The sequence below is a fragment of the bacterium genome, assembly GCA_018814885.1.
Taxonomy (GTDB): domain Bacteria; phylum Krumholzibacteriota; class Krumholzibacteriia; order LZORAL124-64-63; family LZORAL124-64-63; genus JAHIYU01.
Window position 1 is genome coordinate 1 of record JAHIYU010000184.1, and the last position, 21,225, is coordinate 21,225.

The 21,225-nt window shown below is 68.9% G+C and carries 18 protein-coding genes and 1 riboswitch; of the genes, 5 read left to right on the top strand and 13 right to left on the bottom strand.

Annotated elements, in window-relative coordinates; translation table 11 throughout:
* The 4 genes from KJ554_14240 to KJ554_14255 all read right to left on the bottom strand — a co-directional run.
* A partial coding sequence (locus KJ554_14240) for a hypothetical protein (protein ID MBU0743489.1) occupies positions 1–1,151 on the bottom strand: 1,151 nt, incomplete at its 3' end.
* Positions 1,152–1,164: 13 nt separating this feature from the next.
* A complete protein-coding gene (locus tag KJ554_14245) occupies positions 1,165–3,198 on the bottom strand; it encodes a TonB-dependent receptor (protein ID MBU0743490.1) in 2,034 nt (677 codons plus the stop codon).
* A 22-nt stretch (positions 3,199–3,220) separates the two neighbouring features.
* A riboswitch (cobalamin riboswitch) is annotated at positions 3,221–3,415 on the bottom strand.
* Complete coding sequence (locus tag KJ554_14250; protein ID MBU0743491.1) at positions 3,398–4,441, bottom strand: tRNA-dihydrouridine synthase family protein; 1,044 nt, start codon at positions 4,439–4,441, stop codon at positions 3,398–3,400. It overlaps the preceding riboswitch by 18 nt.
* 75 nt (positions 4,442–4,516) lie before the next feature.
* Complete coding sequence (locus KJ554_14255) at positions 4,517–5,050, bottom strand: ferritin family protein (protein MBU0743492.1); 534 nt, start codon at positions 5,048–5,050, stop codon at positions 4,517–4,519.
* A 249-nt stretch (positions 5,051–5,299) separates the two neighbouring features.
* Between KJ554_14255 and KJ554_14260 the strand changes: the two genes are divergently transcribed.
* The gene (locus tag KJ554_14260; protein ID MBU0743493.1) at positions 5,300–6,574 is read left to right on the top strand and encodes a citrate (Si)-synthase; all 1,275 of its coding nucleotides are present in this window, start codon (positions 5,300–5,302) and stop codon (positions 6,572–6,574) included.
* 135 nt (positions 6,575–6,709) lie between these two features.
* Complete coding sequence (locus KJ554_14265) at positions 6,710–7,930, top strand: MBL fold metallo-hydrolase (GenBank protein MBU0743494.1); 1,221 nt, start codon at positions 6,710–6,712, stop codon at positions 7,928–7,930.
* Between the two features lie 92 nt (positions 7,931–8,022).
* On the opposite strand, the gene KJ554_14270 is transcribed toward KJ554_14265, so the two are convergent.
* From KJ554_14270 to KJ554_14295, 6 genes are read right to left on the bottom strand one after another with little or no spacing between them, the layout of a single operon-like run.
* Positions 8,023–8,322: a hypothetical protein gene (locus tag KJ554_14270; GenBank protein MBU0743495.1), complete on the bottom strand. Its 300-nt coding sequence runs from the start codon at positions 8,320–8,322 to the stop codon at positions 8,023–8,025.
* Between the two features lie 30 nt (positions 8,323–8,352).
* On the bottom strand, positions 8,353–10,260 hold the full coding sequence (gene recQ / locus KJ554_14275) for a DNA helicase RecQ (GenBank protein ID MBU0743496.1): 1,908 nt from the start codon (positions 10,258–10,260) through the stop codon (positions 8,353–8,355).
* On the bottom strand, positions 10,244–10,963 hold the full coding sequence (locus KJ554_14280) for a hypothetical protein (GenBank protein ID MBU0743497.1): 720 nt from the start codon (positions 10,961–10,963) through the stop codon (positions 10,244–10,246). The genes recQ and KJ554_14280 overlap by 17 nt, the downstream gene beginning before the upstream one ends.
* The gene (locus KJ554_14285; protein ID MBU0743498.1) at positions 10,960–12,096 is read right to left on the bottom strand and encodes an NAD(P)/FAD-dependent oxidoreductase; all 1,137 of its coding nucleotides are present in this window, start codon (positions 12,094–12,096) and stop codon (positions 10,960–10,962) included. The genes KJ554_14280 and KJ554_14285 overlap by 4 nt, the downstream gene beginning before the upstream one ends.
* Positions 12,093–12,557, bottom strand: a complete 465-nt coding sequence (locus tag KJ554_14290) for a thioredoxin family protein (protein ID MBU0743499.1) — start codon at positions 12,555–12,557, stop codon at positions 12,093–12,095. Before KJ554_14290 ends, KJ554_14285 begins: the two co-directional genes overlap by 4 nt.
* 13 nt (positions 12,558–12,570) lie before the next feature.
* On the bottom strand, positions 12,571–13,290 hold the full coding sequence (locus KJ554_14295; protein ID MBU0743500.1) for an RluA family pseudouridine synthase: 720 nt from the start codon (positions 13,288–13,290) through the stop codon (positions 12,571–12,573).
* A 256-nt stretch (positions 13,291–13,546) separates the two neighbouring features.
* Here KJ554_14295 and KJ554_14300 point away from each other — a divergent pair, with 256 nt between their 5' ends.
* From KJ554_14300 to KJ554_14310, 3 genes are all read left to right on the top strand, one after another.
* Positions 13,547–15,601 carry a prolyl oligopeptidase family serine peptidase gene (locus tag KJ554_14300; protein ID MBU0743501.1) on the top strand — a complete coding sequence of 685 codons (2,055 nt, stop codon included), beginning with the start codon at positions 13,547–13,549 and terminating at the stop codon, positions 15,599–15,601.
* 155 nt (positions 15,602–15,756) lie between these two features.
* Positions 15,757–18,255, top strand: coding sequence for a hypothetical protein (locus KJ554_14305; GenBank protein ID MBU0743502.1), 2,499 nt, complete (start codon positions 15,757–15,759; stop codon positions 18,253–18,255).
* Positions 18,256–18,372: 117 nt separating this feature from the next.
* A complete protein-coding gene (locus tag KJ554_14310; GenBank protein ID MBU0743503.1) occupies positions 18,373–19,725 on the top strand; it encodes a glutaminyl-peptide cyclotransferase in 1,353 nt (450 codons plus the stop codon).
* A gap of 38 nt (positions 19,726–19,763) precedes the next feature.
* Here KJ554_14310 and KJ554_14315 read toward each other — a convergent pair whose 3' ends face one another.
* From KJ554_14315 to KJ554_14325, 3 genes are all read right to left on the bottom strand, one after another.
* On the bottom strand, positions 19,764–19,955 hold the full coding sequence (locus KJ554_14315) for a hypothetical protein (GenBank protein ID MBU0743504.1): 192 nt from the start codon (positions 19,953–19,955) through the stop codon (positions 19,764–19,766).
* Positions 19,956–19,972: 17 nt separating this feature from the next.
* Complete coding sequence (locus tag KJ554_14320) at positions 19,973–20,695, bottom strand: protein kinase (protein ID MBU0743505.1); 723 nt, start codon at positions 20,693–20,695, stop codon at positions 19,973–19,975.
* A 21-nt stretch (positions 20,696–20,716) separates the two neighbouring features.
* Positions 20,717–21,225: EamA family transporter (locus KJ554_14325; GenBank protein MBU0743506.1), on the bottom strand; the 509-nt coding region annotated here is incomplete at its 5' end.

Sequence of the window (21,225 nt, forward strand, 5' to 3'; positions counted from 1 at the left end):
CAGGGCGCGCGCAGGGCCAACGGCGCGGGCGCGGGACCGGGCGCCGCCGTCGCGCCCGACTCCAGCGGCAGTACGCTCATGAAGGGCGGCCGCCCCACCGTGACCGGCGACGTCGTCAACTCACCGCCGCTCCAGGCGTCGAAGACACGCACGCCCGCGGCGCCGTAGGTCCGGTCGCAGAGGTAGATCAAGCCCTCCCCGTCCCAGGCCACGTCGACGAAGTCGTAACCGCCCGCCGACACCACCGTCGCGGCCGCGCCTCCGCTCGGGTCGAAGGTCTTCAGATGGGTGACGAAGCTGGCGTCGCTCACCACGCACCAACCGTGCGTGTCGTCCAGCACGACGAAGCCCAGGATCTCGCCGCCCAGCTCCTGTTCGGTGACCACCAGGCCGCCCGACTGCATGGCCGCGAGATCGATCGTCTCGAGACCGGCGTCCGCGACGGCCCATCTGCCGACCGTCGATACCAGGAGTCCCGCGCCGTCGGGCGACAGCCGCGGCATGGCCCACGGATCCTGTCCCGAGAGCATGATGCCGTCGATCCCTGGTGTGCCGGGAACCGCGTCCAGCCAGTCGCCGGCGTTCGTGTCGAAGACCAGCAGGCGGCTGCCCCCCGCGGGGTTCCACCAGTCGTTCCGGTCCAGGCGCTGGCTCGTCAGGTAGATGAGACCGCCGACCGCCTGCATCCAGGATGTCTCCGGCAATCCGTCCGCGTCCGCGAAGGCGACGGTGGACCAGCTGTCCAGGACGACGCCGGCCACGACGTCGACCTGCAGGAAGACCGCCTCGTCGTAGCATGACACGTAGGCCGTGCCGTCCGGCGCGAAGGCGATGTCCTGGGGATTGCGTCCGGCGCCCACGCTGAACTGCCGCAGGGTGGCCAGGCCCTGGGCGGGATCGAGCACCTGGATGTTGGCCGCGCCGCGGTTGACGACGTAGTAGAGGCCGTCGTGCCAGCGCCCCACGGCGTCCGAGCTCACGGTGGCCGCATCGACGTCGGCGTGCCAGGGATCGTGTCGATCCACGAGGGACACGCCCCCGTAGGTGGCGAAGTCGGTGGTGATGACCATGAAGTCGTCCCAGGCGAAGGCGGCGGCGGCGGCGAACAGCGATACCGTGATCAAACCCGCAGGCAGGCGTCTCGAATTCATCATCCAGTTCCCTTCAATGGAATATCAACGAGACGCGGCAGGTGCGTCCCGGCAAGGGATAGCCCTCCACGTCGTAGGTGTCGTCGTCGGTCAGGTTGAGCAGTTCGCAGGTCAGACGGGTCTGGTCCCCGCCGAGCGCGTGCTCGCCGCGCCAGACGTGCGAGAACGAAAGGTGGTAGAGCGACCGCGCAGGCGTGCGGTCCATCTCGCTGTTGTAGCGGTCGCGGTGGCTGTCCGCCTCGTGGAGCCACCGCAGTCCCCAGGTCCAGGCGCCGACGTCGATCTCCCAGCCCAGGGCCGCCTCGAGTTCGGGCAGGTAGGGCAAGGCCTTGCCGGCATAGATGGGATCGTCGCCGCGGTCCTCGGCGTCCTGCACGGTCAGGTTGGCCCAGCCGCGGCCGAACCCGCCCCCGTCCGCGACGAACTCCACCTCGAGACCGGACGCGTGCAGGCGGCCGCAGTTGTTCGCCTGGCTGGTGAACTGGGAGTTGCGCACCCAGAGAATGCCGTCGTCGACATCGGTCGCGAACCACGCCAACCGCAGGCACGCCGAGGCCGATGGACGCCAGAAGACCGCGATGTCCCGCGTGGTGATCCGCTCGGGGAACAGCTCGCGATTGCCGTTCACGCCGCCGCGATGGCCGAACAGCTCGATCCAGGTGGGCGCCCGGTACGACCCTGCCCAGTGGGTCTCGAAACGCAGCTCGCCGGGCAGGGCGTCCCAGATGATCCCCAGGGCCGGCGATGGACTCTCGTGCACGTGAGGTTCGTCCAGGGGCTCTTCCGGCAAGCCCGGCCAGGGCGGCAAGGGCGGGAAGTCGTCTTCGAGCCTCTGCCAGCGCCAGGAGGGCAAGAACGTCAGCCCGGCGTCGGGCCAGACGAGATCCAGACCCGCGAACGCGCCCACGGTCGTGCGCGTGCGCAGCGGATCTTCCAGTTCCTGGTGCCGCCAGGCGAACCACTGGCGGCGCCACTCGGCGCCGAGGCGGACGGAGCAACGACTTCCGGCCATCCTCGCGTCGTCGGAACGCCAGGACAGCCGGCCGCCCAGATGCTCGCTGCGACTGTCGGTGGTGCCTGCCGGGTCCCAGCCCACCTCCATCGCCTCGTCACGCAGCCGCTCGTCGCTGCGCCGTGCGTCCAGATCGAGCGAGACGGCCTCGCCCCGGTCGAACAGCGCCAGGTGGAGGTCGTAACGGTCGAGGCGCGAGGCGGCATGCGGACTCTCGAACCCGCCGACCGGTCCAGGGCGGCCGGCGTCGCGACGGAAGGCGCCGGCGGCCAGCTTCGCGCGCCAGCCGGCGGTTCGCCAGGCGCCCGTCATGAGCGCTCCCCCTTCGCGGAACCAGGCGTTGCGGCGCGTGTCGTCGAAGTCGTCGTGCGGATTGGCGAAGGTCTGGTTGTGGTTGCGAAAGGCGAAGAGATTGTCCGCGCGACGGGCGTGCAGGATGACGTGCGCGGACCGCCTGCCGCCCTCGACGCGCAGGCCGACCTCGCCGTGGGAGCCGGCCCACTGCAACCAGCTCGCCCGACCCCCGGGGTCGCCGCGTCGCGTCACGAGGTTGAGCGCGCCCACGCCGCCGGCGCCGCCGAAACGGACGGGCGCGTGCCCCCGGTACACCTCGACGCTTTCGAACCTGTCCAGGGGCAGGGTGGCCAGATCGATGGCGCCGTCCTGGGCGTCGGACAGCGGCAGGCCGTCGACGAGCACCGTGATCTGTCCGGCCGTCGACCCCCTGAGGGACGGGAGCGCGGGAGCGCCGAGGCCGCCGTAGCGCCGGATCTGCAGGCCGGCCAGCTGCTCGAGCAGCTCCGCCAGATCCGGCGTGGCCCGCTCGCGGTCCAGCCTGATGACTGTGACCGTGGCGGATCCCGCCGGGAAGACCGGATCGCCGACGGGGCTTCCGCGCACCACCAGGGTGTCGTGGGCGGCGACCGCGGCCACGGGCGCCGACAATGCGGCCGGCGCCGGGGCGGCCGCCAGCGACACCAGGAGACAAAAAAACGCGTCCCGGGATCGGTCAGGACGCTTGCGCCGGATGGGCATGCCAGAGACTCCTCCCGCGAGAGTTCTGCAGCGGGATCGGGATCGGTCTCCTGGCTCGCGGGTCGCCCTACTCCCCGTGCCTTCCCAGCTTGCGCCAGTGGCCTCTAAACGGGTTTCGTCGCCGCTCACAGTGGCGGGGCCGCGCCGGATTCGCACCGGCTTCCGGATGATCACCGAACCTATCGAATGTGAGGAGATCCTAGGCGCCCGGATGGTCCCTGTCAAGCAGCCGGTCCCAGATCAGTCGCTGGTCGTCGGCGCGGTCGCTGGCCAGCAGCCGGAGTTCGGGGTCGTCGGTCTCGAAGGCGTCGCGGTGCTGGATCAGCGAGCTGGGGGCCGCGGCCTGATCGGCGTCGGTATAGGGGCGATAGCGATGCCAGAAGCCCAGGTGCCAGGTGAGGAACCGTTCGACCCTAGCCAGACCCGTCGCATCGTCGCCGAAATGCTCGGCCGCCAGTTCGAAGTAGCGGCGCATCACCGCCCACCTCTGTTCGACCGTGGGGTGCCAGACCACGCCCGAGCGCAGCTCCCGGAAGATCCAGGGCTTGATCAGGGCGCCGCGGGCGACCACCACGCCGCTGATCCGCGTCTGCGCCAGACGGCGCGTCCGGTCGCCGGGCAGCAGGATGTCGCCGTTGCCGAGAACGGGTATGTCGACGGCGTCCGCGACCGCGCCGATGATCGTCCAGTCCGCGTCGCGGCGGTACCTCTGCTCCCGGGTGCGGCCGTGCACGCAGAGGGCGTCCGCGCCCTCCGCCGCGGCTATGCGGGCCGTCTCGACGGCGTTGACCTTCCTCTCGGACCAGCCGGAACGAAGCTTCACCAGCAGCGGCAGGTCGGTGGCCGCGCGGGCGGCGGCCACCATGGCCGCGAGCCTGGAGGGGCGCTGGAGCGCAGCGGCCCCGATGCCCCGGCGCACCATCACGTCGATGGGACAGCCGAAGTTGAGATCGATGTAGTCGGGACCGTGCTGTGCTGCCGCCCGCACGCCCTCGCCCATGGCCGCCGGCTTGCCGGCGGCGATCTGGATGCCGAACGGGGACTCGGCCTCGTGACGGCGCAACAGCGGCAGCTCCCGACGGCTGCCCTTGGCCAGCTTGTGGGCCAGGATCATCTCGCTGCAGGTCATCTCCGCGCCGAACTCGCGGCAGAGCCGCCGGTACGGCAGGTTGCCGCCGGTGGCCATGGGTGCCAGGGCGACCACGTCGCGAAAGAGCTCCTGCGCGTTTTTGCGTCCGGACATCATCTCTCCGTCGACGACGGCCGCCCTCCCGGAGAGAGCGGCCGCGGCGTGGATCGGCGGGGCGGAGGTCGGCGGCTAGCCACCGTCGAGCATGCCGCCTTCCTCGTACTCGTTCCAGCCCTCTGGATCGCGGATGTATTCGTAGGTGTTCTTCAGCAACTCGTAGTGGGTCTGCTCCTCGGCCGCCAGATGCTCGAAGAGCTCGCGGGCCTCGGTGGATTCCATCCGGGCCGCGGCCTTGCTGTACATGGTGTAGCCCTTGCGCTCCACTTCCATGGCGCCCTGGAGGATCTCCAGATCCTCCTCTACGTACTCGTAGGGATCCTTGACGCTCTCGAGCGCCGACTCGAAGATCTGGCGGGGCGTGGCGTCGTGGTCGTGGCCCGGTTTGTCCAGGGACGAGAGGTTGTGGGTCTTGATCATACCGTCGCGCACACCGATGAGATGGGCCCGGTGGCCCTGCTCGTCCTTGGCCAGCGACAGGAAGATCGACCTTTCCAGCTCGGACGTCGCGGCCTCCGCCTTCTCGGTGAAGAAACGGATGCCCTCTTCCTCGAAAGCGATGGCATCGGCCAGGATGTCGATGCACTTGGTCACATCGTTGCTCATTACACCCTCCGGGGTCGCCTGCACGGCGCGCCGCGCTCAGGTTCGTGTCCCGATCATTCGCGAATACGTTCTCAGACAAATGGTAACGTCTGTCACGTTGAATGCCAAACTCCGATTGTACTTGCATTCGCGTGTTCAGCAGACCATACTAAACCACTATCGGCGCGTATGTCCCGTTGCGCGGGTCCGACCCGTAAGACAGTGTTTCGCACGAAGATAACCCTGGCTTGCTACCTGAAGGAGGCCCCCATGGCGAAACTGCAGAACAGGATGGAAGAGCTGATCCCGCGCTGGCGAAACGACGTCCGCAAACTCGTCAAGGAGCACGGCGATACCAAGATCAGCGACGTATCGATACTGCAGGCGTACGGCGGCATGCGCGGGGTCAAGAGCATGGTCTGCGACACGTCCGAGGTGCCGCCCGACAAGGGACTGCAGATCCGCGGCACGCCCATCGGCAAGCTGGCCGACAAGACACCCGAGGACATCTTCTACCTGCTGTGCACCGGCGAGCTCCCGAACTCGCGCGACAGGCTGACGCTGCGCAAGGAACTGGCCGACCGCGCCCGCGTGCCTTCCTACGTCTGGAAGGTGCTCGAGGCCATGCCCAAGAACTCACATCCGATGTGCATGCTCGATACCGCGATCCTCTGCATGGAGCGCGAGTCGAAGTTCCGCAAGGCCTACGACAAGGGCACCAAGCGCGAGGACTACTGGAAGCCCATGATGGAGGACGCCCTGGACCTGCTGGGCATGCTGCCCACCATCGCCGCGGGCGTCTACCGCATGCGCTTCGACAAGGGCCGCCGCATCGCTCCCAAGCCGGACCTGTCCTGGGCCGGGAACTTCGCCCACATGCTCGGCATCAAGGATCCCAGCGGGGAATTCGCCGATTGCATGCGCCTCTACCTCGTGCTGCATTGCGACCACGAGGGCGGCAACGTCTCGGCACACGCGTGCCACCTGGTCGGCTCGGCGCTCAGCGACGCCTACTACTCGGTGTCGGCCGGTCTGAACGGTCTGGCCGGTCCCCTGCACGGCCTGGCCAACCAGGAGTGCCTGAACTGGATCATCCAGCTCAACAAGAAATTCCGCGGCAGACCGACCAAGGACGACATCCGCAAGTACACCTGGGAGACGCTCAACAGCGGCAAGGTGATTCCCGGCTACGGTCACGCGGTGCTGCGCGTCAGCGACCCCCGCTTCGTCCAGTTCCGCGCCTTCGGCATGAAGCACTTCCCCGACGACCCGATCATGGAGACGGTCAGCAACGTCTTCGAGATCGTGCCCAAGGTCCTCAAGGAGCACGGCAAGGCCAAGAACCCGTGGCCCAACGTGGACGCCGGTTCGGGCGCCCTGCTCTACCACTACGGGATGAAGGAGTTCTCGTACTATACGGTGCTCTTCTCCATCTCCCGCGCCATGGGCATGCTGTCGCAACTGATCGTCAACCGCGCCCTGGGCTCGCCCATCGAGCGGCCCAAGTCGGTGACGACCAAGTGGCTGAAGAAGCAGGTCAAGTAGATCTCGTCCTGCACTTTCGGGAGGGGCCGGCCATCGCCGGCCCCTTTTTCGTCCCGCCCACTTTCCAAACAGGACGAATCATGTTAAAATTATAGACGCCGAGACACCTACATCTCTAGACTGGAGGCTTCCCACGTGGCCGTTGCACGTCCGCACATCGTGCCCATCACCTTGCTCCTGCTCCTGGCGGCGACCTCTCTCCAGGCCGACGTGACCATACATTGCCTCGCCGTAGGCCAGGCCGACGCCACGCTGATCGTCTCGTCGAGCGGACAGACGCTGCTCTTCGACGGCGGATCCAACGGCGACGGCGACGACATCATCGTGCCCTACCTGACGGGCCTTGGCATCACGACCCTGGACTACATGGCGGCCAGCCACTTTCACGCCGATCACGTGGGCGGGCTGGACGAGGTCTACAACGCCGTCGGCGTCTCCCAGGCCGTCTACGACCGCGGCTGGAGCTATACCACGCAGACCTACAACTCCTACGCCGCCGCCGTCGCGTCCAAGCGCCAGACGGCCACCGACGGACAGGTCATCGACCTGGGCGACGGCGTGACCGCGACCGTCATCGCCCTGAACGGCAACGGTACGCTGCCTGCTCCCTTCACCGACACCGACGAGGAGAACGCCTACTGCCTGGCCCTGCTGGTCGAGTGCGGCGACTTCGACTTCTTCGTGGCCGGAGACCTCACCGGCGGCTACAGCAGCGAGGAGGACGTGGAGACCTCGATCGCGGCCGAGGTGGGCGAGATCGAGGTCTACCGTGTGAGCCACCACGGCTCCTACACGAGCAGCAACACGACCTTCATGGCCGCAACCCTACCCGAGGTGTCCATCATCTCCGTCCCGGACGACAGCCCCTACGGGCATCCGCACCAGGACACCCTCGACCGCCTCGCGGCGGTGGGCAGCTACGTCTACCAGACCGCCCAGGGCTCCCTGGCCACCTACCCGCCCGGCATGCGCACCATCGTGAACGGGCACATCGTGATCACTAGCGACGGCGTCGGCGAGTACTACGTGAACGGCGTCATGTGGGAGACGGACGAGGGCGGCACCGCCGTGCCGCTAGCCGGCGCGCTCGTCCTGCACGGCAACTATCCCAACCCCTTCAACCCGGCCACCGAGGTCCGCTTCGCGTCGCCAGACGGCGGGCCGGTGCGGCTGTCCATCCACGACCTGGCGGGTCGCGTGCTGCGCGAGTCCGCCTGGGACGCGGCGCCGGGCGAGCAGGGGTGGCGCTGGAACGGCCGGGACGGCAACGAGCGCGAAATGCCCTCGGGCGTGTACCTCTACCGCGTCGTCACGCACGGCGGTACGGGCTCGGGGCTGATGACGCTGGCGCGGTAGTCTGTAACGAGCACGGAATGAGCGACGGCCGGGGCGCGAGCAGCCCCGGCCGTCGTCTCGTCATCGGTACAGCGATTTCAGATGGCCCCAGATCATGCCGTCCGCCGCGACCAGGCATCCGGATCGTTCATCATACTGTCTACAACGATGGTCCAACACATCACTGTCCCGTCGATGCACTGCCACAAACCGGCTTCGAAGAAACCGGACGTGCGGAACTGGACACTATGGATGACCGATGGGATGGGCTGGATCTGGAAATCGGCAAAGCGGATTTCCTGGTCGGGATATGGACCCGTCAACTCGGGCATCGGGATCTCGACCACTTCGCCGCTGGCCGGAGCGGCCAGCGAAACAGACAGCAATACAAGCGCCAGATATCTCCTCGGCATGATCATCCCTCCGGACGATCATACCAGATCTCACTCCGCTTCCAAAGCTTCGGCCACGGCCGATTCGTCCCTGATCAACGCCATGAACGTCTCGCCGTAACGCTCGAGCTTCCTCTCGCCCACGCCGCTGATGCTCAGGAACATCTCGTCGGTGACGGGCCGGCGGGACGCCATGGCGGCCAGCGTCTTGTCATGGAAGATGACGTAAGGCGGGACGCCCTGCTCCTCGGCGAGCTCGCGGCGGCGGGCGCGCAACCGCTCGAAGAGGGCCAGCGTCGCAGGTTCGTGCGGATCGTCGGCCAGATCCCCCGCCGCGGCGGTGAGGGCCAGCCGGGCGCCGCGGCGCTTGCGATCGGCGCCTCCCCCGGTCTTGGCCCGCGTCAGCACGTCCCGGCGCAGCCGCAACTCCTCTTCGCCGCGCAGCACGGGCAGGGCCGCGTCGGTCAGCCGCAGGCCGCCGTAACCTCCGGGGTCGAGGGCCAGCAGGCCGCGCGCCACCAGCTGCCGCAGCACGCTGCGCCAGCCTTGGGCGTCCAGCTCCAGGCCGATGCCGTGGGTGCTCAGCCGGTCGTGGCCCCAGCGCCGGACGCGCTCGTTGGCGCTTCCCCGCAGCACGTCGATGACGTGCTGGGCGCCGAAACGCTGGCCCGTGCGCGCGACGCAGGACAGGGCCTTCTGGGCCGCCTCCGTGCCGTCGAAGGTGTCCACGGGCTCCAGACAGGTGTCGCAGTTGCCGCACGGCCCGGGCAGGATCTCGCCGAAATGATGGAGCAGGACGCGCCGGCGGCATTCGACCACCTCGCAATACCCCAGCATGGCGTCCAGCTGCTGTTGTTCGCGGCGCTTGTGCATCTCGTCGGCCTCGCTCGCCTCGGCCATCTTGCGCAGCAGGATCACGTCCTGCAGGCCGTAGGTCATCCAGGCGTCGGCGGGCAGGCCGTCGCGTCCGGCTCGGCCCGTCTCCTGGTAATAGGCCTCGATGCTCCTGGGCAGATCCAGATGGGCCACGAAGCGCACGTCGGGCTTGTCGATGCCCATGCCGAAGGCGATGGTCGCCGTCATCACCAGGCCGTCCTCGCGCTGGAATCGCTCCTGATGCGCGCGGCGCGCTGCGTTGGGCAGACCGGCGTGGTACGGCAGGGCCGGGATCCCGCTATCGGCCAGGAAAACCGCGATCTCCTCCACGCGCTTGCGCGACAGGCAGTAGACGATGCCCGCGTCCCCGTCGTGCTCCCCGCGCAGGAAGGCCAGGAGCTGGCGACGGGGATCGCTCTTGGGCACCACGCGATAGCGGATGTTGGGACGGTCGAAGCTCGCGACGAAGGTCCGTCCGTTCTGCAGGCGAAGCCGCTGCAGGATCTCCGCCCGCGTCCGCGCGTCGGCGGTGGCCGTGCAGGCCAGGCGGGGCACGCCCGGAAAGCGCTCGGCCAGCGCGTCGAGCTGGAGGTACTCGGGACGAAAATCGTGTCCCCACTGGGAGACGCAGTGGGCCTCGTCGATGGCGAACAGCGCCAGCCCGGCAGCCGCGCCGACCTGGTCCAGCAGCGCGAGGGTGCGTTCCTGGAGCAGGCGTTCGGGCGCGATGTAGACCAGATCCAGGCCGCCCGCACGCAACGTCTCTTCCACGCGCCTCGCCTCGGCCGTCGGCAGCGTGGAGTTGAGGTAGGCCGCCCGCAGGCCCAGCTGGCGCAGGGCCGTCACCTGGTCCTGCATCAGGGCGATCAGCGGCGAGACGATCACCCCGGCGCCCGGCCGCAGGACGGCGGGGATCTGGTAGCACAGGGACTTGCCGCCGCCGGTGGGCATGATCACCAGGGCGTCGCCACCGCCGAGCACGTGGTCGATGATCTCGGCCTGCTGGCCACGGAACCCCGGAAAGCCATAGACCGTCTGCAGGATGTCCAGGGGCGTCTTCACGGGGTCAGCCCTTGCCGGAATCGTGCCCGGCGTCGCCGTCCACGACCTCCACGGCGTTCCAGGCGATGGTGTAGCCCAGCATCACCTGCGAGAGGTAGTGCTTGCGGTCGTTCAGGCGCGACCAGCCCGTGGGCAGGCTCGCCGCGTAGGCGGCCAGGCGGGCCGGCGCGCCGCCGGCGCGGCGAGCGGCGATCAGCCACGGGATGGCGGCCATGAAGGTGTGGCCCGAGGCCGTGTTGTTGTCGGCCATCGGCCGCCAGCGCGAAGTGCCCGGCGGGTCGCTCGGCCGCGACGCGCCGGCGACCCGCTGGATCGTCCACAGGGCGGGCAAGCCCACCACCAGGGCCTCGAAGGCGCTGCGTCCCCAGCGCGTCAGGGCGCTGCTGCCCGACCAGGCGTCGGCCGCGGCGAAGGCCGCCCAGTAGAAGAACCAGAAGCGTTCGCCGCAGGGTCGGAAGACGTCGGCGGCACGGTCGGTGGCGGGAGAGCGTACGGCCTCCGCGTGCCATCCGTCGACGATCTCGTCGATCCGGGTGTGGGCCAGCACCGCGGCCGCGCCGCCGGCCAGACCCAGCCGCAGGAAGCCGCGCCGGCCGTAACAGCGCCGGTAATGGGCGCCCGTACGGCCGAGAGGTCGCGCACCGCGCGCGCGGGCCTGTCGTGAACTCGCGTAGGCGGCGATGGCCAGGGCGACCAGGATCAGGGCCAGGGCGAGGGCGATCACGTCGGCGCCTCCCCCCCGTCGATGATGCCGGCCACCAGCTCGGCCAGGGCGGGCGCCGCGGTCAGACCCGGCGAATCGATGCCCACCAGGTTCACCAGTCCCTCCAGATCGCCACCCTCGCGTCGGACCTGGAAGTCGGCGAAGGGCTCGTCAGTGTCGATCTTCGGCCGCAGGCCGCTGAAGGCCGGCGCCAGGTCGTCGGGCTCGAGGAATGGCAGGAAGCGGCGCGCGCCGGCGAAGAAACCGACCGCGCGCGAGGGTTCGACCGCGTAGTCTTCGGCCCGCTCGACAGGTTCGAAATCGGGCCCGAGGCGGAGTTGTCCCTGCAGATCGAGGCAGAGGTGCACGCCGAGGGTGTCGCGCCCGGCCGGCGGCACGGGATAGACCAGCCGCGAGACGCGGCCGGCGTGACGGGAGGACACGGAGAAGTAGTTGCCCTTGACCCAGCGCTGGCGGGGGCAGACGCCTCCCGCGCCGGCCAGCGCCGCCACCTCGTCCGCCCGCAATCCCGCGCAGTTGATCACCCAGCGGCTTCGGTGGGACCAGCCTTCGCCGGCGCGGCGGTCCACGGTCACGCGCCAGCCGTCGACCTCGCGAGCCAACCCGCTCACCGCCGCGTCCGTCATGACCTGGACGCCGGCCGCGCGCGCCTGTCGCGCGTAGGCGCCGGCCGCGCCCTCGGCGTCGAGGATGCCGGTGGCGTCGGACCGCAGGGCGGCCACGGCGGTCACCTCGGGTTCGAGTCGCTTCAGCTCTGCGCGTCCGATCAGGCTCAGCCTCTCCACCTGGTTGGCTAGCCCGCGCTCGTGCAGGTCGGACAGGGCGGCCTGCTCGTCCTCGTCGACGGCCACGACGAGCTTGCCGCATTCCCGGTAGCCTACGCCGGCCGCCGTGCAGAGGTCCTTGAGCAGGCGGCGTCCGCGCACGCAACACCGCGCCTTCAGGGTGCCCGGCGGATAGTACATGCCGCCGTGGGCGACCTCGCTGTTGCGCGAGGTCACACCGGTGGCGAGGCGCGGTTCACGCTCGAGCAGGACCACGTCGCGGCCGTCGCGAGCGACCGCCGCCGCCGTCGCGCAGCCCACGATACCTCCGCCGATGATGGTCACGTCCACGTCGATCAAGCGACTCAAGGTCCCTTCTGGAGATACGCGTCGAAACTCATCGTCTCGAAGCTGCGGGACGACATGTAGCGCAGCACGTCGCGGAACAGGGGGGCCGCCACGAAACCGGGCAGCGGCGTCAGGGGCGTGCCGTCGCTCTCGAGAAACCAGATGGTCGGCAGGCTGCGCACGCCGAACCTGCGGGCCGGCTCGCGCTCCTTCTCCGTATCCACCGAGACGGGCACGAAGTACTCCTCGATCAGCCGGATCACGCCGGGGTCGGCGAAGGTCTCCTTGTCCATCTTCTTGCAATATTTGCACCAGTCGGCGTGGAAGTCGATCAGGACGAGCCGGCCCGATTCGGCGGCCGCCGCCAACCCTTCCCCGTAGGACAGCCACGATATGCTCTCGTCGGCGCCGCCTGCCGGTGTCGTTGCCAGCAGGGAAACCATCGCGGCGGCGGCCATGACGTGACCCGCGTGCCTGATCATGTCTTCTCCTTCGTCACGGCCGGGGTCCGGGCAGGGCGGCCAGGATCGCGGCCAGGTCCGCTGGCCAGGGGTCTCCCTCCGGCGGCGGCGCCGACAATACCAGCGGTGCGCCGCCGACGGGGTGCGCACACTCCAGCTGCCAGGCGTGCAGGGCGATGCTGTGGTCGGGCAGTCGCACGGCCGCGCCGTACTTCACGTCGCCCGCGATGGGGGAGCCGATCGCCGCGAACTGCGCGCGGATCTGATGGCGGCGGCCCGTCGCGGGTTCCACCAGCACGAGCGATCGGCGGGCGTCGCCGGCCAGCGTCCGATAAGACAGCCGGGCTTCGCGCGAGTCCGCGAAGGGCGAATCCTCGCAACGCGTGCACCCCTGCGCGTCGGCGCGGCCGGCCAGGTGATGCGTGAGGGTATCCCGCGGCGCGCGCGGTCCGCCCTCGATCATCGCCAGGTAGGTCTTGCGCACCTCGAGGCCGCGGAACTGGGCCGAAAGCCGCGACGCGGCCTTCGAGGTGCGCGCCAGCAGCACCACGCCGGAGACCGGCCGATCCAGCCGGTGCACCAGTCCCAGGTAGACGTTGCCGGGCTTGCGGTATTTCTCCTTGAGATAGGCCTTGCACGCCGTCAGCAGGGTCGGATCGCCGGTGCTGTCGCCCTGCACGAGCAGGCCGGCGGGCTTGACGACCGCCAGCAGGTGGTTGTCCTCGAAGAGAATCGTCGGCTCGCGCTCGCTCATGGCCCGCCCAAGGTAGCAGAGACGGGCTGCCGGGCAAAGGGCGGACGTGACAAGCCGCGGCCCGGACCGTATGCTGGGCGCAGGATTCGAGCGCGGGTCGGCAACCGCCTTCGCCCGGCTGCGTAGCAGAGAGGTCGTATCCCGCGAGTTCCCCCGAACGGAAGAGGTCCGTATCATGATGCGCGCGTTGATGCTCGTTTGCCTCGCGGCCTGCCTGCTGGCCGGCTGCGGAGAGTCCATCCCGGAAAGAGAGCCCATGACCTTCGTGTATCCCGAGGCCCACAAGGTCGATCAGGTCGACGACTATCACGGCACGCAGGTCGTCGATCCCTATCGCTGGCTCGAGGACGTGGACAGCGACGAGACCAAGGCCTGGGTCGAGGCCGAGAACGCGGTCACCTTCGCCTACCTCGAGAGCATCCCCAGGCGGGAGAAGATCAGGAGCCGCCTGACCGAGCTGTGGGACTACCCCAGGTACGGCGCCCCCTTCCGCGAGGGCGAGCGCTACTTCTACTCCAAGAACGACGGGCTGCAGAACCAGTCGGTGATCTACGTGCAGGAGGATCTCGACGGCGAGCCGCGCGTGCTGCTCGATCCCAACCTGCTGAGCGAGGACGGCACGATCGCCCTGGGCGGCATGAGCATCAGCCGCGACGGCAAGAGGATGGCCTGGGCCACCAACGTCTCGGGCTCGGACTGGCGCACCTGGTACGTGCGTGACATAGACACGGGCGAGGACCTCGCCGACAAGGTCGAGTGGAGCAAGTTCTCCGGCGCCAGCTGGGACGAGAAGATCGAGGGCTTCTACTACAGCCGTTACGACGTCCCCGTCGGCGGCGACGAGCTCGAGGACGCCAACTACTACCACAAGCTCTACTACCACAGGGTGGGCACGCCCCAGAGCCAGGACGTGCGCGTCTACGAGCGCCCCGACCAGAAGGAGTGGGGTTTCGCCGGCAGCGTCACCGAGAGCGGCGACTACCTGGTCATCCACGTCTGGAAGGGCACCTCGCCCATGAACCGGCTCTTCTACAAGGACCTGCGCGATCCGCGGGCCGGCGTGGTGGAGCTGATCAGCGAACTCGAGGCCGAGTACGCCTTCATCGGGCACGACGGCGACATCTTCTACCTGCAGACGGACCTGGACGCGCCGAGGAAACGCGTCGTGGCCGTGGACATCCGCAACCCCGCCAAGAGCGAATGGCACGAGCTGATCCCCGAGCAGGACATCACCCTCGAGAGCATCGGCATGATCAACGGCAACGAGTTCGTGGCCAGCTACATGAAGGACGCCCACTCGGTCGTCTACAGGTACGACCACCACGGCCGCCTCATCGGCGAGCTGGCGCTGCCGGGCATCGGCTCCGTCGGCGGCGTGGGCGGCCACCGCGAGGACACCGAGACCTTCTACACCTTCACGTCGTTCCTCTACCCGCCGACGATCTTCAAGTACGACTTCGTCACCGGCGAGAACACCGTCTTCCGCGAGCCGGAGATCGACGTGGACCTCTCGGCCTACACCACCGAGCAGGTCTTCTTCCCGAGCAAGGACGGGACGGAGATCCCCATGTTCATCGTCCGCAGGACGAACGCGAAGCTGGACGGCTCCAACCCGACCCTGCTCTACGGCTACGGCGGCTTCAACGTGTCGCTGACCCCGTACTTCTCCATCTCGCGCCTGGCCTGGGTGGAGATGGGCGGCGTCTTCGCCGTGGCCAACCTGCGCGGCGGCGGCGAGTACGGCGAGGACTGGCATCAGGCGGGCATGCTCAAGAACAAGCAGAATGTCTTCGACGACTTCATCGCCGCCGGCGAGTACCTCATCGCCCAGGGCTACACCAGCAAGAAGAAGCTCGCCTGCGCCGGCGGCAGCAACGGCGGCACGCTCGTGGGCGCGGTCTGCAACCAGCGGCCGGACCTGTGGCGGGCGGCCCTGCCCGCGGTCGGCGTGATGGACATGCTGCGCTTCCACCTGTTCACCATCGGCTGGGCCTGGGTCAGCGACTACGGCAGCAGCGAGGACCCGGACATGTTCCCCACGCTCAATGCCTACTCGCCCTACCACAACCTCCGCGACGGCGTGGACTACCCGGCCATGATGATCACCACCGCCGACCACGACGACCGCGTGGTGCCGGGCCACAGCTTCAAGTACGCGGCGCGGATCCAGGCAGCGCATGCCGGCGCCGACCCGGTGATCATCCGCATCGAGACCAAGGCCGGCCACGGCGGCGGCAAGCCGACCTCGAAGATCATCGAGGAGGTGGCCGACGAGTGGGCCTTCCTCTGGGATCAGCTGGGGATGAAGTAGAAACCGTTCCTCGGGATAGAGATACGAGGCCCGCCGTGCTTCGGGGCATGGCGGGCCTCACGCGTCCGGCGGGCGGTGGGATTGACACGGTCGAGACGGCCCCCATACACTCCCGATAGTACTGAATCAACTATCTGTCATGCTTGGAGTCGATCATGAGACGTATATCACTGATCGTGGCATTGTCGATCTGTCTCTTCTTCACGCCGGGCCGCGCCGCCTGGGGATCCGGCTTCCACCTGCAGGGCATGTCCGGCGCCGTCAGAACCGTGCTGGACTGGAACGGGACGCTGGTCGTCGGCGGCGCCTTCGCGTTCGCCGGCGCCGTGCCCGCGCGCAACGTGGCCGCTCGTGCGGACGGGGTGTGGTTTCCGCTCGGCGACGGCCTGGCGGGTGAAGTCCTGGATCTGACCGAGGGCAGCGGCGGCCTGCTCGCCCTGATGCGGGAACGGGTGGACAAGACCTATTGGGTGCTCAAGGTGATGCACTGGGCTGGATCGGCCTGGGCACAGCTCGGCCCGGAATACTACGCGACCTCGGCCCCGTTGGCCTGGTATCACGGGTCCGTGCATCTCGGGGCCCACCGCCTCCAGGGCGACGTGTGGGTCGAGGTTCTGGCGACCGACGGCTCGATCGACGACCTGACCGTCTACGGCGACGACCTGATCGCCAGCGGCCGCTTCCAGCACGCCGGAGGTGTCCCGGCGTCCTGCATCGCGGCCTGGAACGATGGGACCTTCAGCCCACTCGGCGCGGGACTCCCCGAGGTACCATGGGACATCGTCGCAGACGGCGATCGGCTCCACGTCGTGCTCGGCTTCGAAAACTACTCCTGGCTCATGAGCTGCGAGGTGAGAACCTGGGATGGTTCCACTTGGTCGATCTCGCCTCGCCACGGCGAGGCGTGGTGCGGATTCGACGGCATCGTGGCGTACGAGGGGAACATCCTCGTCTTCGGCGCTTACGGAGCCTACATCGACAGCCCAATCCCGACATACATGGCGAGCACGGACGGTTCCAGCTGGACGGGGATGACATACCTGGGATTCCCCGGCTTCGACGATTTCTGTACGTGCGACGGTCGGCTGATCGCGGTCGGAGGCGGCAGGAGCATGGGGGATACCATCTCCGCAGGCGTCATCGCCTTCGACGGCGACCAGTGGCGGGGTCTGTTCCCGGCCGGCGACGGCATCTGGGGGGGGATAACGCAACTCCAGCCCTTCCAGGGGGATCTCGTCACGTTCCAGGCGGGTCCCGGGTGCGGGCCCTACGACCCGTACTACGAGCTGCTGGGGTGGGATGGCGGCGCGTGGTCGCTGTTCGCGACCTTCGGAGAACACGTGGATCGCCTGCTCGGTGACGGCAATTCCCTTGCTGTCACGACGTTCCCTTCGTTCTTCTGCGATTTGTACCTCCTCTTCGGTACGACGATCTGGTCCTGTGTTCCCGATATCCCTGCCGATCCGACGCTCTATCACGACGGCGCCCTGTACGCGCCCGGTCCGGTGCTGTACCGGTATGCCGATGGCGACTGGATCGCCTTGACCACCGCCACCGACGGTGACATCGAGAGCCTCGCCTTCTGGAACGGCGCCCTCATCGCCTCGGGCGCTTTCACTTCGATCGACGGCCACTCCCTCGGACACATCGGCGCCTATGGCAGCGGAGATTGGACACCGCTGGGATCGGGCCTCGACGCACCGGCCGACCTGATGACGGGCTGGGCCGGCAAGCTCGTCGCCTCCGGCCCGTTCACCACGGCGGGCGGCCAGCCCGCGGCCGGGTTGGCGGCCTGGGACGGTCACGCCTGGATCCCCTTGAGCTCGGTGCCGGTCGCCGGCGAGATCCATACCCTGTGCGGCTATGCCGGCGAGCTCTTCGCCGGCGGGGACTTCACGCACATCGACGGCGTGGCGGCCGACAACGTCGCCCGCTTCGACGGCGCGGGCTGGCACGCGATGGGCGCCGGCATCGACGGCCCCGTCCACGCTCTGGCCAAAAAGGACTGGCGCCTGTTCATGGTCGGCGATTTCACGGCCGCCGACGGACACGCGTCCCATCACGTGGCGGTCTGGGCCGAACCCGCCGTCGCCAACGAGCTGCAGTACTTCCGGGCGGAGCGCGACCCTTCCGGCGTGCGGCTGTCCTGGCTGTTGAAGGTCCACAGGCCGGACACGAATTACGTGCTGCGCCGCCGGGTCGATCGTCAATCCGGCTACCTGGAGATCGCGGTCCCCGGCTCCGAAGTCGCCGAGACGACATACTTCGACCCTTGCACCGGCAGCGAGGGGCTGACCTACGAACTCGTCATCCGGGGCGATACGAACGAGATCCTGCTGGGGCAGGTCTCGGTGCCCGCCGCGGCGCCGACCGCGGTCGTCGCCTCCCTGCATCCCGCCGCGCCGAATCCCTTCAATCCCTCGACGACCGTCGCCTTCTCGCTCACCCGCCCCTCCCACATCCGGCTCACGGTCCACGACGCCCGCGGCCAGAGGGTCAGGATCCTCGAGCGCGGCCCCTTCACGACCGGGCGGCACCGCGTGGAATGGGACGGACGCGACGATGGCGGCCAGAAGGTGCCATCCGGCGTCTATTTCGCCTGCCTGTTCGCCGATGACCGGATCACGGCGACCAAGCTGGTCCTCGCGCGCTGAGAGACCAGCCGATTCCCGGTGTTCACCTCGGGCCCCCCGTTTCCCTGCATGCGCGTTCGACCGTTGCCCGCCCCCGCGCCCTGACCTAACATGGGGATCCACCGCAAGGGGGGACCCATGCCCGCACGACGGCCGAGACCGCCGATCATCGCCCTGACCGCCCTGCTCGCGGCCGCGTCAGGGTGCATCCTCGACGCCGATCCGCCCAACCTGGCGCCGGTGATCGAGGCGCTGAACGCCATGCCGGCCCTGGTGGAGCCCGACAGCTCCTCGGTCGTGACGGCGCAAGCCAGCGATCCCGAGGGCGCGGGCCTGGACTACCGCTGGAACACCACGGCGGGCTGTTTCACGGCCGGTTTTTACGAGGCCATCGCGACCTGGCAGGCGCCCTCGTACGCGGGGCCGTGCACCCTGACCGTGGTCGTGGACGACGGGCGCGACGAATCGACCGCCACGCTCGTGGTGACCGTCGCGCTGCATCCTTACGAACCGCACCTGGTCGTCGCGGCGCCCGAGCGGCACTTCGGCCTGGCCGGCGCGCGTCTGCCGGTCCGGATCGAGAACGACGGCGGCGCCGCTGCCGTCTGGGAGGCCGCGTTCGGCGCCGACTGGGCGAACCCGGTACCGGCGACGGGCACCCTCGCCCCCGCCGCGGCCGACACCGTCTGGCTGGAGGCCGACCGGACCGTTCCCGCCCCGGGCGCGCACGCCGCGGATCTGATCCTGCAGGCCGTCGGCGACGACCCGCACTCCCTCCGCTTCGACCTGGTCCAGCCCTGGACCTACGCCGTGCTCGCGCGGTACCCCCACGACACCGCGGCCTTCACCCAGGGCCTGGTCTGGCACGACGGCTGGTTGTACGAGGGAACGGGGCGCTACGGCCAGTCGAACCTGCGCCGGGTCGATCCGGAGACCGGCGAGGTGATGCAGAGCGTCGCCCTGGCCGGCAACCAGTTCGGCGAAGGCATCACGATCTGGCAGGATCGGATCATCCAGCTCACCTGGCTGAACTACACGGCCCATGTCTGGGATCTCGACACCTTCGCGGCGCTGGGCACCTTCGGCTACGCGACCCAGGGTTGGGGCCTGACCCACGACGGCACGCGCCTGATCATGAGCGACGGCACATCCACCCTGTACTTCCGGGATCCCAACACCTTCGCCGTGACCGGGCGCGTTACCGTGACGGCCTTCGGCGCGGAACGGGCCTTGCTGAACGAGCTGGAATGGATCGACGGCGGGGTGTGGGCCAACGTCTGGCAGAGCGATTACGTCGTGCGCATCGACCCCGCGAGCGGCGTGGTGACGGACATCCTGGACCTGGCCGGTCTGCTGACACCCGCCGAAGCCGCCCCGGCCGACGTGCTCAACGGCATCGCCTTCGACCCGGCGGCGGGGCGCGTCTTCGTGACGGGCAAGCTGTGGCCGTGGATCTTCGAGATCGAGATCGTCGATCCGTCCGGCGGGTGATCAGCGGGGCTTCAGGGCGGCGAGGTCCTGCTTCACGGTCATACGTCGTCCTCCAGGGTCTTCTCGATCTCGCCGGCGGTGGCCAGGTCGCGCGGTTCGGCCCGCTCGCGCAGCTTCTCGATCCAGAACCGGCGCACCTTGGCGGGCTCGCTGCTCCCGGACTTCACCGTGGCCGTCCAGGGGCCGGCCACGCGAAACACCCCCACGCCCTCCAGGGACTCGATGTACATCCGCCGGCCGGGCCGGCTCAGCGCGACGTCCAGGCGAACGTCTCGAGGTACTGCCGCAGATGTCCCGCGGTGCGGAAGCGCTCCAGGATCAGGCTGCGCTTCAGGCCGCGGCAGATGTCCTTGACCTCGGACGGCTGCCTGGCGTAGCGGCGCGCGCCGCCGACCGCCTCGTGGAACATGTGCACGAGGTTGACCACGTCCTCCTGGATGTTCGCCGCGCTCGGCGCACCCCAGCGGTACATGTCCACCAGCTTGACATCGAAGCCGAGGCCGCGACGCTGGACGAGCACGTTGTCGGTGTGCAGGTCGCCGTGGTACTCGCCCCGGTCGTGGATGACCTCGATGCCGTCGGCCAGGGTATGCAGCAGGTGCATGGCCTCGAAGGGCTCCAGGCGGCCGCCGGGCTGGCGGCGCAGCAGAGCGCTCAGCAGCTCGCCCTCGACGTACTCCGAGACCAGCATCGTGAGGGTGGCGTCTTCCAGCTCGACGCGCTCCTGCGTGTGGTACTGGATGAGGATCGGGCAGTGGCGCAGCTTGTGCAGCTTCTTGGCGTAGAAGCGCACCGCACGGTTGCCGGGGTTGCGCCGCGGGAAGAAGATCTTGGCCGAGCGCTCGATCCCCGTGGAGATCTCGCGCACCAGGTAGACCTCGCCCTCCCAGCCCGCGCCCAGCAGCGAACAGACGCGGTACTTGCCCACCAGGACATCGCCGCGCTTCAGACCGAAAGCAACACGCGCCATTCTCGTCCTCCCGGGAGCTTCTCAAGCGACGCGGCCCTTGTCCGCGACCAGCAGGGCCGAAGTCACCGCGATCAACCCGCCCACCGCCGGCAGGGGCCGGATCTGCTCGCCAAAAATCGCCCAGGCCGCCAGGACCGCCAGGGGGATCTTGAGATTGTTGGCCGCCGCCAGGATTCCCGCACCCACCCGGCCGGCGCCGCGGTTCCACAGGTAGAAGGCGACGCCCGTGGGCAACAGGCCCAGGTAGAGCAGCGTCCAACGGGCGCCCGCGTCGAAAGCGGCCAGTTCGTCGAGCCCGCCGCCCGCGGCCGCGGCCAGGCCGGCCAGGGTCATCGCGCCCAGGTACATCCAGGCGAGATTGCCCGCCTCGCCGGCCCTCGCCCCGGAAGGAGCGAGCCGCCAGCGCCGGTAGATCAGCTGGCCGCCCGCGAAGCAGAGATTGGCGCCCTGCAGCAGGAGGATCCCGCGCCAGGCCGCTCCGGGCGGCAACCCGCGCCAGGCCACCAGGGCGCCGCCGGCGACGGCCAGCG

Bases quoted from the DNA above. Each gene is read 5' to 3' on its own strand.
- KJ554_14255 (MBU0743492.1), bottom strand. From the start codon at position 5,050: ATGAGCAACGATGTGACCAAGTGCATCGACATCCTGGCCGATGCCATC.
- KJ554_14245 (MBU0743490.1), bottom strand. From the start codon at position 3,198: ATGCCCATCCGGCGCAAGCGTCCTGACCGATCCCGGGACGCGTTTTTT.
- KJ554_14310 (MBU0743503.1), top strand. From the start codon at position 18,373: ATGCCCGCACGACGGCCGAGACCGCCGATCATCGCCCTGACCGCCCTG.
- KJ554_14260 (MBU0743493.1), top strand. From the start codon at position 5,300: ATGGCGAAACTGCAGAACAGGATGGAAGAGCTGATCCCGCGCTGGCGA.
- KJ554_14295 (MBU0743500.1), bottom strand. From the start codon at position 13,290: ATGAGCGAGCGCGAGCCGACGATTCTCTTCGAGGACAACCACCTGCTG.
- KJ554_14320 (MBU0743505.1), bottom strand. From the start codon at position 20,695: ATGGCGCGTGTTGCTTTCGGTCTGAAGCGCGGCGATGTCCTGGTGGGC.
- KJ554_14300 (MBU0743501.1), top strand. From the start codon at position 13,547: ATGACCTTCGTGTATCCCGAGGCCCACAAGGTCGATCAGGTCGACGAC.
- KJ554_14290 (MBU0743499.1), bottom strand. From the start codon at position 12,557: ATGATCAGGCACGCGGGTCACGTCATGGCCGCCGCCGCGATGGTTTCC.
- KJ554_14305 (MBU0743502.1), top strand. From the start codon at position 15,757: ATGAGACGTATATCACTGATCGTGGCATTGTCGATCTGTCTCTTCTTC.
- KJ554_14270 (MBU0743495.1), bottom strand. From the start codon at position 8,322: ATGCCGAGGAGATATCTGGCGCTTGTATTGCTGTCTGTTTCGCTGGCC.
- KJ554_14250 (MBU0743491.1), bottom strand. From the start codon at position 4,441: ATGTCCGGACGCAAAAACGCGCAGGAGCTCTTTCGCGACGTGGTCGCC.
- KJ554_14315 (MBU0743504.1), bottom strand. From the start codon at position 19,955: ATGTACATCGAGTCCCTGGAGGGCGTGGGGGTGTTTCGCGTGGCCGGC.